Annotated in this window: 9 protein-coding genes; all 9 read left to right on the top strand. The window is 50.7% G+C overall.

Annotated elements, in window-relative coordinates:
- The 9 genes from RRY12_10785 to RRY12_10745 all read left to right on the top strand — a co-directional run bounded on the left by RRY12_10785 (window position 1) and on the right by RRY12_10745 (window position 16,946).
- A complete protein-coding gene (locus tag RRY12_10785; protein MEG2185154.1) occupies window positions 1–984 on the top strand; it encodes a hypothetical protein in 984 nt (327 codons plus the stop codon).
- Between the two features lie 13 nt (window positions 985–997).
- Window positions 998–1,351, top strand: a complete 354-nt coding sequence (locus RRY12_10780) for a hypothetical protein (GenBank protein ID MEG2185153.1) — start codon at window positions 998–1,000, stop codon at window positions 1,349–1,351.
- Between the two features lie 103 nt (window positions 1,352–1,454).
- Complete coding sequence (locus RRY12_10775) at window positions 1,455–2,045, top strand: hypothetical protein (GenBank protein ID MEG2185152.1); 591 nt, start codon at window positions 1,455–1,457, stop codon at window positions 2,043–2,045.
- On the top strand, window positions 2,045–4,375 hold the full coding sequence (locus RRY12_10770) for a hypothetical protein (protein MEG2185151.1): 2,331 nt from the start codon (window positions 2,045–2,047) through the stop codon (window positions 4,373–4,375). The genes RRY12_10775 and RRY12_10770 overlap by 1 nt, the downstream gene beginning before the upstream one ends.
- Complete coding sequence (locus RRY12_10765; protein ID MEG2185150.1) at window positions 4,368–4,892, top strand: hypothetical protein; 525 nt, start codon at window positions 4,368–4,370, stop codon at window positions 4,890–4,892. Before RRY12_10770 ends, RRY12_10765 begins: the two co-directional genes overlap by 8 nt.
- Window positions 4,885–5,970, top strand: coding sequence for a hypothetical protein (locus tag RRY12_10760; GenBank protein ID MEG2185149.1), 1,086 nt, complete (start codon window positions 4,885–4,887; stop codon window positions 5,968–5,970). The genes RRY12_10765 and RRY12_10760 overlap by 8 nt, the downstream gene beginning before the upstream one ends.
- 3 nt (window positions 5,971–5,973) lie before the next feature.
- On the top strand, window positions 5,974–7,815 hold the full coding sequence (locus RRY12_10755) for a hypothetical protein (protein MEG2185148.1): 1,842 nt from the start codon (window positions 5,974–5,976) through the stop codon (window positions 7,813–7,815).
- A gap of 44 nt (window positions 7,816–7,859) precedes the next feature.
- Entirely contained in the window at window positions 7,860–15,263 is a 7,404-nt protein-coding gene (locus tag RRY12_10750) for a hypothetical protein (GenBank protein MEG2185147.1), read from the top strand.
- A 3-nt stretch (window positions 15,264–15,266) separates the two neighbouring features.
- Window positions 15,267–16,946 (top strand): hypothetical protein, encoded by a 1,680-nt coding sequence (locus RRY12_10745; GenBank protein ID MEG2185146.1) that lies wholly within the window; start codon window positions 15,267–15,269, stop codon window positions 16,944–16,946.
- Window positions 16,947–16,967: the final 21 nt, after the last annotated feature.

The raw sequence follows: 16,967 nt of genomic DNA, 5'->3' as shown, positions 1-16,967 counted from the left end.
ATGTCCACGATTGGAACTGTAGCAACACTCGCGGATTTTGCACGCAGGAGCGATCCCAACGGCAAAATCATGAAGATAGTCGAGCTTCTTTCAAAGGATAATCCAATCCTTAAAGATATGCTCTGGATGGAGGGCAACCTGCCGACAGGTATGCTTACAACGGTTCGCGCCGGGCTGCCGTCCGCGACTTGGAGGCTGCTCAACTACGGCGTGCAGCCGTCAAAGAGCAAGACTAAGCAGGTAACAGACCACTGCGCCATGCTGGAAGCCTACGCAGAGGTTGACAAGAAGCTGGCGCATATAAACGGAAACAGCGCGGAGTGGCGCCTCGGTGAGGACATGGCATTTCTTGAGGCAATGAATATAGAGATGGCCTCTACTATTTTTTACGGTGATGATATAGTTTCACCGGCAAAGTTCGTCGGCCTTGCTCCGCGCTACAATGCCACAACAGGGGCAGACAGCAGCGATAATGTAATTTCAGCTGGCGGCTCTACCGCAAACAAGCAGACCTCTATATGGTTTATTACGTGGGACCAGCTTTCAACACATGGCATCTTTCCTAAGGGTAGCAAGGCCGGCTTCCAGCACCAGAATTTAGGAGAGGTGACGCTCGATGACGCAGATGGCGGACATTATCAGGGTTACAGGTCGCACTATTCATGGGATTGTGGACTGACAGTCCGCGATTGGCGCAGGAATGTTCGTGTCTGTAATATTGACACAACGGCTCTTTCGGGCTCTTCAGCTCCTAAGCTCTTTGATTTTATGACAAAGGCTTATCACAAGCTTAATCGTTTCAGCGGTAAGAAGGTTATTTACTGCAACGAAACTATTGCAACATATCTCGACTTGCAGGCCCAGTCAAAGACGAATGTCTATCTGACCAGCAAAGAGGTAGCCGGCGAAGAGGTTACATCTTTCCGTGGCATTCCGATTCGTCAGTGTGACGCGATTTTGGATACCGAAGCGGTAATTTCATAAGGGGTGAGCATAGATGATACTGGATAAAGAAAATATGTTTTCCAATGAGCAGACGCTTTCAGCTGCGGCCGTAAGCACAAATGTTGTGGACCTTGGCGTGGCGGGTGACGCTTATGTCGCTCCGTGGCTGGTTGTAAATATCGCGGCGGCTCTGACTGGTACATTGGGCTTTGAGCTGCAGACTTCCGACACAGAGAACTTTACAGCCACAACGGTTCTGGCGTCTGTGGCTGCGGCAGCAAGAAGTGGAACGGGGCGCGTTGCCGCAATGCGTATTCCAAAGGGCGCAAAGCGCTATCTGCGGGTTGAGTATAAAGGCACTGTAAGCGCTGGTAAGGTAACCTCATTTCTGGCGCAGGATATTTAATTTTTTAAAGCAGGCGCGTTGCGCGTATCTGTTGAGCATGGGCGGGGGCCTTGTTCCCCGCCTTTAATTTTATTCCGACTTTATAAAAGGGAGGCGCGTCGGTATGACTTCCGACATAAACATCTGCAACATGGCGCTTGGGAATATCGGCGCCGAACCTATTATTTCATTCGAAGACGAAAGTCAGACTGCTCGTATCTGCAAGATGCATTATGAGCACGTAATAGATTATTTGCTTGCTGGGCATCCATGGGGCTTTAACAGACGTCTGATTGCGCTGATAGAATCTAGCGAAACAAAGGCTGCAGGCTGGAATTATCTTTATGTGTATCCGGTCGAGGCGTTGAATATAAATCGAATTTTTAGTGCTAAAAGTTCTTCGGAGCGTTCTGATTTTATTATTACACTTGGAGAAAAAAGGCGAATTGCCTGTAATCTTCCGCCGGATGGCAGTGTGTATGCGGAATGTCGTGTAGCTGTGGAAGATGTGTCGCTCTGGCCTCCGCAATTTGTGGAAGTGGTGGTGTGGTTGTTGGCTTCTAGGCTGGCGCTATCTCTGGCGCGAAGCAGCGAAGTTGCTCAGAGCTGTGTTGCCATGTACCAGCAGGCGTTGGGTGAGGCCTGTGCTTTGTGCGCAAATGAATCACATAATTCTGCCTGGTTTGGCTCTTCCTGGCTTGAGGGGCGCGACTGATGGCAAATGTATATCAGGGGTCATTTGCGTCTGGCGAGATTACTCCGGAGCTTTATGGCCGTGTGGATTTGCAGCGTTATCAGTCGGCGCTTGCGAGGCTTAAGAATTTTACCTGTCATGTTTATGGAGGGGTTTCCCGCCGCCCTGGCACGATTTATCTGGGCGACGCAAAGAACGCGAATAAGAAATGCAGGCTACTGCCTTTTGAGTACAAAGCAGCATCTGGTCAGACTTATGCAATGGAATTCGGTGATTATTATATCCGGTTCTGGACGCCCGACGGGATTATTCTTAACGACAACGATGATATTTATGAGCTGCTTTCTCCATATTCTGAAGCGGAGCTGGAAGAGATTACCTGCGTTCAGAGCGCCGATACCGTGTTTCTTTTTCATCCGGACCACCAGCCGCAAAGGCTGATGCGCAGCGGGCACGCAAGCTGGAGTATTTCACCGTTTGTTACCTCAGGCGGCCCTTTTCTGGATGAGAATACAACCGATACAACAATAATGCCGACAATAAGCGGCGCTGTTGTGACACTTACCGCAAGTGCGGCTCTTTTTAGTTCACGGCATGTTGGCGGAGAGTTCCGCATTCGCCAGCGCGTCAGTGAGGTGGATGATACCGATATTATTGCCTCAAAGACAGATGTTTCCGGAACTCTTGGTCCAATAACTGTCTGGGGCGAGTGGGAGCTTGTGACTACTGGGCAGGGGCCTACTGTATCCGACTGGTGGAGCGGCACGATAGTTTTATATCGCAGGTATGCCGGCGGCGATTGGCAGACGCTGCGGAGCTTTACGGTGGATAAAGACAGGGAGCTTGCAATAACGGGCACCGAAGACGAGGATTTTGCTGAATATAAGGCGACTTATACTATAAAAACAAATGAAAAGAGCACAACAACAAACGGCGCTACCACTACATCTCTGTCATCAATGACGGTGCAGCTGCACTGTAAGAGTCATACGAAGATAGGGTCTGTAAGGATTAGCTCTGTTTCATCAGGCACTGTCGCGCTGGGGACGGAGATCGTAGCTGTTGGCCAATGGGGTGCGGCTACCGCGCTTTGGGCTGAGCCTGCATGGGGCGGGGATTATGGGTTTCCGCGCTGCGGGGCATTTTACCAAGACAGGCTGTTTATGGCTGGGAGTCGCAAACAGCCGCAGACGATATGGGCCTCAAAGGTAGGCAGCTATGACCAGTTTGGGGTTTCAGACCCAATTCAGCAGGATGACGGCATCACAAGGACGCTGGTATCGCGCAAGATGTCGGAGATTCTTTCTTTTGTGCCTTTGGATATTCTGATAGTTCTTACTTCCGGAACAGAGTACAGGATATCAAGCACGGATGGTGTTGTGTCGGCAATTAATTTTGACGCGAGGGCACAGAGCTATTATGGTTCCGCGAATGTTACCCCTGAGGTGCTTGCCAATCACGTGTTTTTTGTGCAGAAGACAAGCCGCGAGGTGCGCGACATGAGCTACTCGTGGGAATCAGACAGTTATCATGCAGAGATATTATCACTGCTTTCAAGGCATTTGCTGGAAGAGAGGAAGGTTGTTGATTTAGGCTGGCAGCTCTGGCCGGACAGTATTCTCTGGTGCATAACTGACGACGGGAAGCTGCTTGGCTGCACCTACCTGCAGGAGCAGGAGGTTACAGGCTGGCATCAGCACGAGACTGGCGGATTTTTTGAATCTCTATGCTGTGTGGGCGGCGATGGACAGACGGATGTTTATTTTTCCGTGCTGCGCAATGGCGCCCGTCGTATTGAGCGACTGTCTCCTAAGATGGAAGGAAACGCACGAGATTCTTTTTATGTAGACAGCGGTTTAACTTATGAAGGAGCGGCAGTCAGCACAGTATCTGGCCTGGAACACCTGAATGGCATGGCTGTTTCTATCCTGGCTGACGGCAATGTAGAGCCGCTTCAGGTTGTTGAAAGTGGCTGCGTTACTCTTACAAAGGCGGCTGCTGCTTCAAAGATTACCGTGGGTCTTCCATATTCATCCGAGCTAGAAACGCTTGATTTGGAATATCCAAATACAAACGGGGCCTATCAGGGAACTATGAAGCGTGTGGTGTCCGCGAAAATTCGTTTTCTTAATTCACGAGGCGGAGAGTTCGGCGGCTCGTTTGAGAAAATGGACACGCTGGCTGAACATCGTGGCACGCAGTCCGGTGAATGTCTACTTTTGCAGAGCGGCATAAAGGAGATAATTATCCCGGCCGACTGGGGAAAGGGCGGGCATGTATGTATCAGACAGACTGACCCGCTGCCGATGAATATACTGGCGATTTCTCCGGAGGTGAAGCAGGGTGGATAGCATTTATTACAAGGGAAACTGTAATCTGGTGGACGCAAACGAAGAAGATGCTGTGTTGTTTGCATCGAATATTCGCAAAAGAGAGCTGCGAGAAATGGAATTGCTTTTTGGCGTATATGACCCATTTGAGGCAGTGCGAAATTCAATAAAGTCTTCCATGTTTTCATATGTGTTTAAAGCTCCAGATGGAGAACCTCTTATCCTGCTTGGTGTTGCCGACATAAAAATGAACAGGGACGTATCTCGGCATTTAGGTATCCTGGATGGAAAGGGTGGAAATGTCTGGATGTTATCGGTTCCGGCTGCAACGAGATATAAGATGGAGTTTACAAAATACGCGGCGCCCTTGGCATTTATGCTGCTTCAGTCAGGCTATGACTTCCTGACGGCATGGTATTGGAGCGGCGTTTCAACGCTTCCAAAGCTTATAAGCCGCTTCGGATTCAGGCCTGTTGAGCGATCTGTAGTCAATGGCGAGGTTTTTATTCGGGCAGAATGGAGGCGAAATAATGGGTGATTTCATGACTTCAGGCGGAGGTTTTGGGCTGCTTGGGTCAATAAGCTCAGGCATTGGCGGGTATTATCAGGCTAAGGCCGGTGGCGTGGCGGTCGGCGCGCAGTATGACGCTGCTGCGTCGCAGGCTCTTATTGAAGCCTCTGCCTTGTCCAGCCGGTATAAAATCGGCGCCATAAATATGATTATGAATGCGCAGGCGGAGCAGGCAGAATATGACTCCGCGGCGTACAGTTACGAGATAGGGGGTCTGCAAAATAAGGGCAAGGCCAGTCAGTATGATATTGAAGCGGCCTCTGCTTTGCTTCAAAAGGCCAATTCCCTACGAACCGCTGGAATAATCGGGGCTTCGGCTCTGGATGTAGTGAGGCGCGGTGCTGAGGAGGAGAGCAAGCTGCGTGAGCAGGGGCGGCTCTTTCGAGGTGAGCAGCGTGCCGCCGCCGCGGCAGGCGGCACTGATGTAAATTCTGGAAACGTGCTGGATATTCTGCGGCAGACTGATGAGGGTATTGAGGCTGATTCGGCCTCAATACGTTACGCGGCGCAGAAGGAGCGATATTCACTTCTTGTTCAGCAAAAAAATTATTGGATGAATGCCGAGGCGCAGCAGCTTGAGTCTGAAAACTATAAGGTGGCGGCTGAAAATCTGAGGTCCGCTGCTGAGGTTTCCGCTATGGGGGCCTCTGCAATGCGCAAGATGGGTGATTTGGCTTACCAGTCCGGTACAGAGGGGCAGGCTCTTTATTCTCAATTATCAGAGCTTGCGCTCAAGTCCGGACAGGAATCGGCAAACGCATATAGACAGATGGGTAATTCGGCACGTAGCTCTGCGGCTAAGATTGCAAAAGCCGGGCTTTTGTCCACCGTTGCCAATGGCATTACCGGTATCGCTGTCAAGGGCCTTGCCGGCGAAAGCAAAGGCGGCAGCTCACAGCAGCCAAGCTTTAATTATAAGATGGATGATGGCGGCTGGGGCGATACCGCTTTTTCTGCCGGTGATTCGGATTGGTGGAAGAAGAATGAATATAAGCTTGGCGGTTTTGTGCCTAAAGTCAAAACTTATTCAGGGCTGGGGGGTTAGAAGATGCCGAAGGTTGTCAGTTACAGAAAATCGCAGAACAGCGGCGTTTTATCTCCCACAGCGGCAGGCGCCGGTATAGACACAGCGTCTGCTAAGGCGGCTATAGCTTCCGGCGTTCCGGATGGTTCTGTTGGTGATGTGAATAAAGCCGTTGCAATGGGCGGCATAAACAGGGCAAAGCGCGGAGCTGAACTTATGAATGCAGCCTCCGGGCTGAATGAGCAGGCTGGGCGTGAGCGCGTCCGCATTCAGGCTGCTGCCGGTCGCGCCGAGGCAATGGCGCTTGAGACTTCGGCTCAGATCCTGACGGCAGCAGGAGCGCGGTTTGCAAAGATGCAGGAGGACGCAGACGCCGCAACCGTGCTTGAAGCTTCGAACGAGTGGAACGACTATGTAAATAAGTACTGGAACGACCCTGACAAGGGTATGAAGGCAACCCGGCAGCTTGGCAACGCAAAGGGTATGTACGAGGATACAGGAAAGTATCTGGAAGAGGTAACGAACCGCTGCGCTGAGAAGCTTCGTACGCCGGAGCAGAAACAGGCTTTTCTTCGCAGTGTGGCCGGAAGCCGAATGTCCAACGAAGAGCGCGCCTCTGTCTGGGAGGCTCAGCAGATGGATAAGCATTCGGAAAATGTAACAAAGGATACTGTGAACAATGCAATAGCTTCTGTTGTAGAAGACCCATCACAGACGAATTTCAATGCGCAGTTTGAGCGGGCGCGTGACGCGATGCTGTTTAGGCTCCGGGGCGCGGATGAGGCGACGCGGCAGACGGCCATTGATGGGCTGCGCAGCGATTTTCAGACCGGCATAGTCGGCGGTTATTTGCAGAAGGACCCTATTGTGGCAGAGAAATATTATGAGGCCGTTAAAAATGAAATTATGCCGGCGGCGCGCATAAAGCTTGAAGAGGCCGTAAAAGACGCGGCAAGGCCGATAAAAGCTGAGGCTATATATAAACAGACTGACGGTGATTTTAACGCAGGCGCTGCCGTAATACGTGATACATATCCGCCTGCTGAGCAGCGTGGTATGCGAAAGGTTTTTGAGGCGGTATGGTCTGACAGGGAACAGGAGAAACGTTTTTCTGACTCTGAAAAAGAAGGAAAGATTATCGGGCTTATTCGCAATGGCGGGAAGCTTTCGGATATAAACGCTGCTATTAAGAACGCTAAATTCAACGATGAGGGTATCGCCTGGAAGCTTGAGGATATGAGGGATAGGAGGTTGAAGCTCGGTGACTGGGCTCCGAAGAGTACTGGCGGAGACGGTGGCAAATCTGACCCTGCTGTAGTGCGCTATCTAACAGATCTCAAAATGGGCGGAAAGCTTTTTGGTGCAGCTCCAACGTGGGAAGATTTCAGGCAGAAATTCGGTGCGGGATTATCTGCAAGCAAATACGAAGAATATTCTCATATTTATCTGGCAAAGGATGGCAAAAAGCTGCCTGCCGGAGCCGTAAAGGTAAATATAAACGCTACGAGTATTGTGGAGAGAAAGGCGAAAGAGTCGGGAATCAAAGGCGATGAAATCGGAATTCTCAAGGACGAGGTTAATGATCGGCTGGCGCAATTCCGAAGCGACAATCAGCGAGAACCGAATAATAAAGAGGTGCAGGGCATGGTCTCCGACATGCTGATTGATGTAAAGGTTGGAGAAGATGACTTTGTGTGGAAGAGCGATGTGAAGCAAAAGGCATATCAGATAAAGCTTGAGCCGGACCAGAAGATCATAAACGGACAGCTGATGCAGAAAGATCCCGATTCAGATTCCGGCTGGTCTCGTGTTCTCACCTATGAAGCGGAAAAACTAAAAAAGAATAAAAATGGAAAACGCAGGTAGACGGCCGCCTTTTACAGGGCGGCCCTTTTTATGGAGGTGTAGTTGTGGCAGGACTTGAAAGAGCGCGTGGCAAAAGAGCAAGGCAGGGCGGCAATAAGTCTTTTATTTCTTTAATAGATAATGATTCTGCTATTGAGGTACGAGGTGCTGTAAAGAAGGCAGAAGCTGAGCGTGCTCGTGTCGCAGCTGTGAATCCTTCTGGCTCAATTGAGGCACCCGCAGGTGGCATTTCTTTTGATGCGGGCGCTCACTCTGAACGCTCGCATCCCGTTGGCCCCACAGCGCCTTTTTATATGGATGGTGAGGTAACGGCTACACCGGAGGAGCTGGTAGAAGAGAGAAAGCGCAGGCCGGCCTATGCTTTTTTATCTCTCTCGACCGGCGAAGAGCTTGGCGCTGAGCTTGTACCTGTAAGCGAGGAGGAAGCCGCTGAACTTGGGCTGGAGCATCCCTATCCCGTTATACCTCAACTGCGCAGGAATTATGCGCAATATATGGAGTCTGATCCTGTAAAAGCTTCCGGCTGGAATAAGCTTGCGGATGAAACAGGGATACCGCGCTGGATGATTGAGCAGGACCCGCGCGCTGCACAGGAGGCCGAAGCGCGCAGGCGCAAGCAGGCTGCCTATAGTATGGATTTCGGAGATATGGCTATTAATTTTCCGGCGACCAGTAATTTTCTTGCCGACCCGAAGAATATGGAGCTTGGGTATCGCTCTATGCCGGAGCTTGTGGCCGGCGAAAGTGTTTTTAAATCTATTTCCCGCTCGTGGAAGGCGACTTCTCTTGGAATAGAAAAGAGCCGCTTGTGGAGCCGCTATATGATGGGCGACAATTCAGTGGAAAACCGGAGCAGGATTGCGGAGATAAATAAAGAATTTGAAGCTGTAGGCGGAATGCCAGAAGAGGCTCTGAATTCTTATCTCTGGAACGCTGTAACTCTTCTGCCGCAGTTTTTGGAGGAATGGAAGTCCGGCGGCGGTGTTGGTGCCGCGACCGGTGCAGCCGCTGCTGTAGGAATGGCGCTTATGGGCGGACAGGCTGGGCCTATGGCTCTTGTGCCGGAAGAGGTGGTAACTGTTCCGGCGGCTTTTCTGTGGGGCGCGCGTAAGGGGTTTATTGCCGGTACTACTAAAACATCGTTTGAGCTGGAGTCCGGCAGCGCTTTTGAGGAGTTTCGCCAGATTCCAGGTATGGACGAGGATGTGGCAAAAACAGCAGCCTCTCTTGTTGGAGCTTTAAACGCTGGGCTTGAGCTTACTGAGCTGGGCACGCTGGCAAAATCTTTTCCCGGCGGAAAGGCGTTTTTGGAGAAAACGCTGGGGCGTAAGGCTATTGCTGAGGCCCTGCGAAATCCTACGGTAAAAGGGGCCTTAAAGGAGTTCGCGAAAAAGTATGGCGCAACTCTAGGTGCTGAGACAGCACAGGAGGTGCTGCAGGAGTTCGTTGCTATATTAGGCTCACAGGCGGTTCGTAGGAATGCCGGTGCGGAGCTTATGTCCGGCGATGAAATTTTCACACGGCTTGGCGAAACTGCCTTGCAGAGCGTTCAGGCGATGTCGCTTGTTTCAGGCGTTGGGCCTGTAACTGGGCTTGCCGTAAATACAAGGCGGGCAATAGAGGCGAGAAAAACCCATTATTCTCTTTCCGAGGCGGCAAGGGCTATGGACAGCTCTGAGGTAAAGGCTCTTTCGCCGGAAACCGCGGCAGAGGCGGTACGCGAGAATTTAAAGGGCACCGGTAAGGAAGTATCTTTTATTTCCGGCGATAAGGTTAAGAAGTTTTTTCAGGATACTCAGGACGAGGAGCTGCGAAAGACTTTTCCGGAGGTTCTTGGCGTAACTGAGGAAGAAGCGGCTGCGGCCGCAGAGCAGGGGCTTGATGTTGAAATAGCGACTGGCAGGCTGCTTGTAGCGCCGCCTGAGATTCGCGACGAGCTACTGCCATTTGTTCGCACAGAACCGGACGGCATGACTCAGGCAGAGGCCGATGCTTTTAATTATATGACGGCCAATATCGAAAAGAATGACGCTTTGGCGTGGCTTACTGAGTCTAAAGAGCGTGAGGATGATTTCCGCAGTCTTGTCCGGCTTGCCGAGACTAAGCGTATGGAGTTTGAAGCTGCCGGTATTGCTCCAGATGAGGCGAGTATATATTCGATGGCTTATGCACATATGACAGCGCCGCTTGCCCGCCTTTGGAACACGGTAATGCCAGGGAAAAACAGAATGACTCCGGAGGCTTTTGCGAAGCGTTTTCCGTTGACGGTAGAAAGGGATTCTGGCGGAAGCGTTACGGGTGTGCGAATGAATCAAACCGCCTGGAACGAGGACGGCGCTCTATCAACTAAATTTGGTGCGGAAAGATATTATGAGCCTCTTAATGCGGATGTCGACCCTAGTCAGTTAGTCCATATCGTAAATTTAACTGGCACAGTCTCAAATAAGGCAAGAAATTTTGATGAGTTGAAAAAATGGATAGACAGTCTTGACGGTTCTGCTTTTGCCACTGCTGATAATAAGGCTATCGTTACTTTGTTGCATAAAAATACAAAGCATGTCGTGGAATCTTCTCGTCCATTTTATAGAAGCATTGATACGTCTATAAGAGATTCGGCTGTTAACAATATTGTTGATTTAATCAAGTCGGCCGTCCTTATTGAAAGCGCTCCCAATAATAAAATAGCTCATGTTGCCAAAGAAATGACTCGAGGTCAGAAAAAAGCGGTAAGAAGAAAAAATATGCAAGCAGTGTTTCACAGGCTATATGTTCCTATAAATACTGGAGATGGCAATTTGTATGCTGTCCGAATAGTAGTTTTTGAGGAAAATGGAAAGGTTTCTTTTGACCCGCTTGAGACACAGCTTTATGATGTGCTTATAGACAAAAAAGAGAGAACCCTCGACAACGCGCAAACACAGACGAATCTGCTCAGCGCTGAGAAGAAGATTCCCTCTCAAATAAGTATACACGATTTATTGAAGAATGTTTCGGATTCTAAAGAAAATCCGTATTTTTCACAAGAGCACCGCGGCTATATAGACCTTCCGGTGATGGCGGGAGACAGGCAGCCGGCGCGAATTGTGCTTACAAAAGACATGAATAGATCCACTGTAATGCACGAGATGGCGCATTTTTATCTGTGGAATCTACGGCAGTTCCGCAGGTATGCGGAGGCAAACAACAAAGCCGTACTGCCATATATTGATAAGCACGGAAGCGAGCAGCGGCCTTCCGAGCGCGTTGCTCGTGCCTTTGACGACCTTGAAAAACTGCGGCTATGGTGGGATGAGAAGGCCGAGGATATTGCGCGCGACACAAAAGGAGCGGCGTCTCCTGATGAGGTTCGGAGTTGGCTTGCAGACGGTATGGAGACGGATACAAAACAGGGGCAGGCGCTGGATCGTGCTGTGCATGAGTATTTTGCCCGCGGCTTTGAGGCTTATCTGCGTGAGGGGAAGGCTCCGTCTGCTGATTTGCAGGGTGTTTTCAGGCGCTTTAAAGCATGGCTGTGTGATATTTATCAGAGCATCACAGCTCTGCGTGTTGAATTAAACGATGATGTGCGCGGGGTTTTCGACAGGATGCTCGCTTCGGATGAAGCGATTGAGGCTTTTAAGGCTGACAGAGAGATTGATTCCGCGCTTGGCTCTGCTGAGGATGGCAGCATGGAGAAGGATTATTCTGCGGCGTTTGACGCGTTTGACGATGACGACCCATACGAGGCAGCCAAAGAGCGGATGCTTGTCGGATTGCTTGGCGAAATGAGCCCTGAGGTGCTGGTGCGTGTTGAAGCACGTGCTGATGAAATACGGCCTGGTATTGTAGAGCAGCTTCTGAGCGAACAGGCGTATAAGGCGCTTGTGCTGATGGATGAGGCGCCTGACGTGCGTTTGAAGCAGGAGGAGCTGCTTGACAGGTATGGCGAGCAGCTCTTCCTTGATATGCCGCAGACGGCTGTATCTCAGAGCGGCATCGCGCTTGACATGGCGGCAAAGAATCTGGGATATACAACCACGGATGAAATGGTTGCTGATTTAAGAGGCAAGAAATCTCTTGAAGAAGAAGCTGATGTGCGCATGAAGGCGCAGCTGGAGGCTGAATTTGGTTCCGCTCTGGGCGATGAGGAGGCTTTGAGTGCCGCTGCTGAGGCGGCATTTTATTCCGGCGAAGAAAGAGGCGATGAACTTGCGGCGCAGCTTGCCGCTCCGCTTAGTGAATACGCCCAGATTTATGCGGAGGACGCTGCGGCTAAGGCTGCTACGGATGATCCCGGTTCAAGGCCTAATGTAGTGAAATGGATAATTGGCCACGGCGGGGTGAAGTATGCAGGCGTAGTAGAAGAATTTGGAAAAGAACGTGCGGCAGAGCTGCAAAAGAGCGCGCCGTTTATCTTCAGACGGTCTGGCTTCGGATTGGACGAGCTGGCACAGGAATTGAACGGCGCAGGAATTCCCATGCAATCTAACGAGGCTCTTTTTAATTTGCTTATGAGTGATAATCCATCCAGATCTCCTTTAGACATTGCAGAGGAAAAAGGAGCTGCTGCCGAGCGGGAAAGGATGCGAGCTATATCAAAAAGAAGGCAGCAGGCCACGGCTCTTGCGGGCGCTATAAAAAAGAAGTACGCTCCGGAATTCAAGGAGAAGAAGGGCGCTGCTCATAACGCGGCAGAGAATATTGTTTCGCAGATGACCATTCAGGAAATGCGGGAATCCAAGGCATTTGTACGAGCCGAAAAAGAATCCCGCAAGAAGGCAGAAAGGGCGCTGCGTGAGGGTAACGAGGTGTTGTTTAGGCACTGGCGCGAGAAGGAGCTAGTAAACCACGAAGTAGTGCGCGCGATGTACCGAGGGCAAAGAGAAGCGCTTTCTATAGCCTATTGGCTGGAGCGGTATTCAAAGCGGCGTTTGAAGCAGACTTTCGGCATGGACCCGCGCTATTTACGACAGATTGACGCGCTGCTGACGCGTTTTGACCTACGAGATACAAAGAAATTCCCTAAGGCCGAACGCGACGGGATTATGAAGGAGATCCGCGAGGCTCCTTCGCTTGCCAGTTTTGCCAGTGAAATTACGAAGGATGGAACGGCTCTGCTTATTCCGGACTGGATTTTAGAGAACGGCCAAAATCGGCATTTTTCGCAGCTTATGCTGCATGAGCTGCGAGATGTACAGAATGTTGTTAAAAATATCCAGCAGGCAGGGCGCGATGAGAAGAATACTATCTCTCTTGCTGAGAACACGAAAATATCAAGCGTGGCTGAAAAAATACACGCACAAGCTAGGGCTTTTTGGGAGACTGAAAGAAATAAAATAACTGGAAGCAAGCTACTCAACCCTGCAGAAGACGCGGAGAGCAAGATAGCAAAGAAGCGCGCAGCTGTAAAGAGTTTTTTTGATGACCAGCTAAACGCGGAGGAGCTTTGCAGGGCTTTAGACGGGTTTGATGATCTGGGGCCGGCCTTTAAGTATATTTTTGCGCCTATACGGGACGCGATAAGCAGAGAAGGCTTGAAGCTGAACAGCACGTTTGAAAAATTTCGCAAGCTGCGTGAGGAGTGTTACTCAGGTAATCCAAAGTTGGATAACTGGAAGATAACGTTTGATAACATACGCTTATATGAACCGTTTGAAAAAGGACCGGGAGTCTGGGGCACACGTCCGACGACTAGCCAAAAGCTGACTTTGACGCGCGAACAGGCAATTTGCGCGGCACTTAATATGGGAAACGCGGACAACACGGACAGGCTGCGTACCGGCTGGGGCTGGAATAACGCAGAGATGAAACAGATTTTAGACAGTCTTGCAGAAGAGGATATTAAATATGTGCAGGGTGTGTGGGATTTAGTAGAAACACTTTGGCCTGAGGTGCAGAAGGTGCACGAGCTGATGACCGGTACGGTGCTGGAAAAGGTAAAGGCTGTACCTCTTACAACAAAATACGGGGTGCTGCGGGGCGGCTATTATCCCATAGTAACCGATTTGAGGTACTCTGCAAAGGCTGCAGCGCAGGTTGAGCGTGAAAATGTTCTTGCATCAGCGCCTCTTGAGTTTGCCGCGACATATACAAAGAACAATCACAGAAAGGCGCGAGGCGTAGATGTAGTAGGCCGTCCTCCGTTGTTATCTCTTGCCGTGCTCGACCATCATATCGCGAACACGATACACGACTTTGAGTGTGCGCCAGCACTGCGGGATGTAAGAAAAATATTAAATCACACCGTTGTGCATACTGTTATCGAACAGGCTCTTGGTAAAAACGCAAATCCGATATTAAACAAGTGGCTAAATGATGTTGCCGGAAATACAAAGAACAACGGTATTGCCGCATCTGGGGCTGATAAAACTGTAGGCGGCCTAAAATCCGGAACGGCCATGTTTGCGCTTGGCGGCAATATCGGCGGCGCTGTAATGCAGACGCTCGGTTATTTCCCTCTGGCGCACAGGATAGGCTTTGTTGGTGCGGGGAAGGCAGTTTTGCGCGGACTTTTTGATAACACTAAGCTTTATGAGGATGTGCTGGCAAAAAGCGAGTTTATGCGCGAGCAGTATAACGGGCAATCTCCAGAAGTAAGGAGGCTTAGGCAGAATTGGAGTGCTACAAGCCAGGGGTTGCCTGGGTACGTTGATATGATGCTGAAGTTCTACCCGCTTATGCAAAACTTGTGTAATGTGCCAGGGTGGGCCGTCGCGTACGATATAGGGCTCAAAAAGTTTGGAAACGAAAAGGATGCTATCGCCTATGCAGATGGCATAATTCGACAGACGCAAAGCTCATCTACTATTGCGGACCTTACCACATGGGAGCGTTCAGGCTCTCTTGGGCAGCTTACTACAATGTTTTACAGCTGGTTCAGGGCTATGTATCAGATGCAGTATGAAGCAGTCATGAAAATGATACATGGCAGCGGGGTTCGCGGCAGGTTCGGCGATTTCGCAAGTTATGCTTTGTATGTGTTGGCTGGGCAAAGTATTGCTGAAGGGCTGATTCGTGGCGAAGGACCAGAATCAGATGATGATGATTCAGCTGAGGAAAAGGCTGAGAAGTGGGTTGTGTGGACGGCAAAAAGAGCTTTAACTGCTGTTGTAACGCCAATTCCGGGTGTTCGTGATATAGCGGATGCTGCAGGAAGGATTGCTACAGGGAAACCGTTTGGAAGTTACAGATTATCTCCTGCCATAGATGCACTGGAAAGTGTTGTAAAGATGCTTGGCGCTTATGGCAAGACCGGTGTTGAGTTATGGAATGGCGAACCTGAAGAGGTTGATTACGAAAAGCTTGCAACCGCAACTTCAACAGCGGTTGGATATCGCACTGGACTGCCAAACCGCAAAATGATTCTTGCGGCGCAGGCACTATGGGACAATTACGATGAGGACAAAGCTATACCGTGGATGTATCTGCTGTTCGGCAGCGGTTATAAGCCTAAAAAGGGGGATGAATAAGAAATGACAGTATCCACGATAACACGGCGATTTACTTATTCTTGTAACGGAATACAGAAAGCATGGCCGATAGAGTTTGACTTTCAAAGCGCGGCCGACGTGAAGGTATATCTTATTACGGCGGACGGGGTGGAGACGGAGATAACAAATAAAACTGTTGGCGCCGAATATGTAACGGCGCCAGCGTCCGGGAATCCTTATGGCACAGGATGTAGCGTAAGGATAGAGCGGTTGATGGATTACAAGCAACTAGACGACTATACCACTCAGGGGGCCTTTACTCCCGGCGACATGGAGCGTACCGCCGACAAAATGGTAATGGTGGCGCAGCAAATTCGGGATGTAGCCGAGGATACATTTGAATTTGTTGACGATAATATTGGCAGTATTCTTACATATAAAAATGCTGCTGAATCAGCGATGCATGTTGCTCAGGGTGCCCAGACCGCCGCTGAAACCGCAAAAACTGGCGCTGTAACAGCTCAAACAGCCTCGGAGTCGGCGCGCGATGCGGCGGTTGGCGCTAAGAGCGCTGCGGAAGCGGCAAGAGGCGCCGCTGAAACAGCGGCAGGTGCGGCGCAAGCTGCAAATGCAGGGGCGGAAACTGCTAAATCTGGAGCGGAATCGGCAAAGACGGGTGCTCAGGGCGCACAGACCGCCGCTGAAGCCGCAAAAACTGGTGCTGTAACAGCCCAAACAGCTTCTGAGGCGGCGCGCGATGCGGCGGTTGGCGCAAAGACCGCGGCGGAAACTGCAAGAGCCGCCGCTGAAACAGCGGCAGGCGTGGCGCAAACTGCAAAGACAGGGGCAGAGGCTGCTAAATCTGGAGCGGAATCGGCAAAGACGAGTGCTCAGGGCGCACAGACCGCCGCTGAAACCGCAAAAACTGGCGCTGTAACAGCCCAAACAGCCTCTGAGGCGGCGCGCGATGCGGCGGTTGGCGCAAAGACCGCGGCGCAAACTGCAAAGACTACTGCTGAAACAGCGGCAGACGTAGCGCAAACCGCAAAGACAGTGGCAGAGGCTGCGGAAGCAGCGGCCGAAACTGCAAGCGCTGCGGCGCAGATTGCTCGTACTGGAGCGGAGACGGCTGCCACGTCTGCGGCAGGAAGTGCGTCGGCGGCATCTATAAGTGCATCAAACGCGGAAAGCAGCGCCTCCAGTTTGAGCTATGCGACTCAGGCAGAGGTGGATTTGGGGGGTGACGTTGCAAAGATAGTTAGCCCAGCGACGTTGAAAAAAGGGGCTGCTGGCGGTGTTGCTGAGCTTAATGCCAACACTAAGATACCTGCGGAGCGGCTGTACATAACTGGTGCACTCGCCGATGGCGCAATAATTGAGTCCGGCGATAACGCCAACGGGAGGTACACAAAATTTGCCGACGGGACGATGATTTGCACTAAAACTTTTAACAATCTCACACTTTCTTTTTCTCCGCTTACGTCTGGATTCTACACGACACCACAAACATTATGGGTATTTCCCGCGTCTTTTGTTGACGAGGGCCGTTCCGTACTCTGTAGTGGACTATATACTGCTGGAAGTTTATCGTATTCATTAACATGGGGTACTAGTTATGCTGGTTCTAAAGAATCAGCATATTATAATTTTATCTCTTACACTAGCGGCACGTTCTCAGGAGCTTTTTTTCAGCTGCTTGCCATAGGTCGCTGGAAGGCGTGAGGCTGGTGTGCTGAGGCTATT

This window comes from Cloacibacillus sp. (assembly GCA_036655895.1).
In the GTDB taxonomy this organism is placed as follows: domain Bacteria; phylum Synergistota; class Synergistia; order Synergistales; family Synergistaceae; genus JAVVPF01.
Note: the sequence above shows the minus strand (reverse complement) of the source record. Positions and strands in the feature narration are given on the sequence as shown.

Bases quoted from the DNA above. Each gene is read 5' to 3' on its own strand.
- RRY12_10745 (MEG2185146.1), top strand. From the start codon at position 15,267: ATGACAGTATCCACGATAACACGGCGATTTACTTATTCTTGTAACGGA.
- RRY12_10760 (MEG2185149.1), top strand. From the start codon at position 4,885: ATGGGTGATTTCATGACTTCAGGCGGAGGTTTTGGGCTGCTTGGGTCA.
- RRY12_10755 (MEG2185148.1), top strand. From the start codon at position 5,974: ATGCCGAAGGTTGTCAGTTACAGAAAATCGCAGAACAGCGGCGTTTTA.
- RRY12_10785 (MEG2185154.1), top strand. From the start codon at position 1: ATGTCCACGATTGGAACTGTAGCAACACTCGCGGATTTTGCACGCAGG.
- RRY12_10775 (MEG2185152.1), top strand. From the start codon at position 1,455: ATGACTTCCGACATAAACATCTGCAACATGGCGCTTGGGAATATCGGC.
- RRY12_10770 (MEG2185151.1), top strand. From the start codon at position 2,045: ATGGCAAATGTATATCAGGGGTCATTTGCGTCTGGCGAGATTACTCCG.
- RRY12_10780 (MEG2185153.1), top strand. From the start codon at position 998: ATGATACTGGATAAAGAAAATATGTTTTCCAATGAGCAGACGCTTTCA.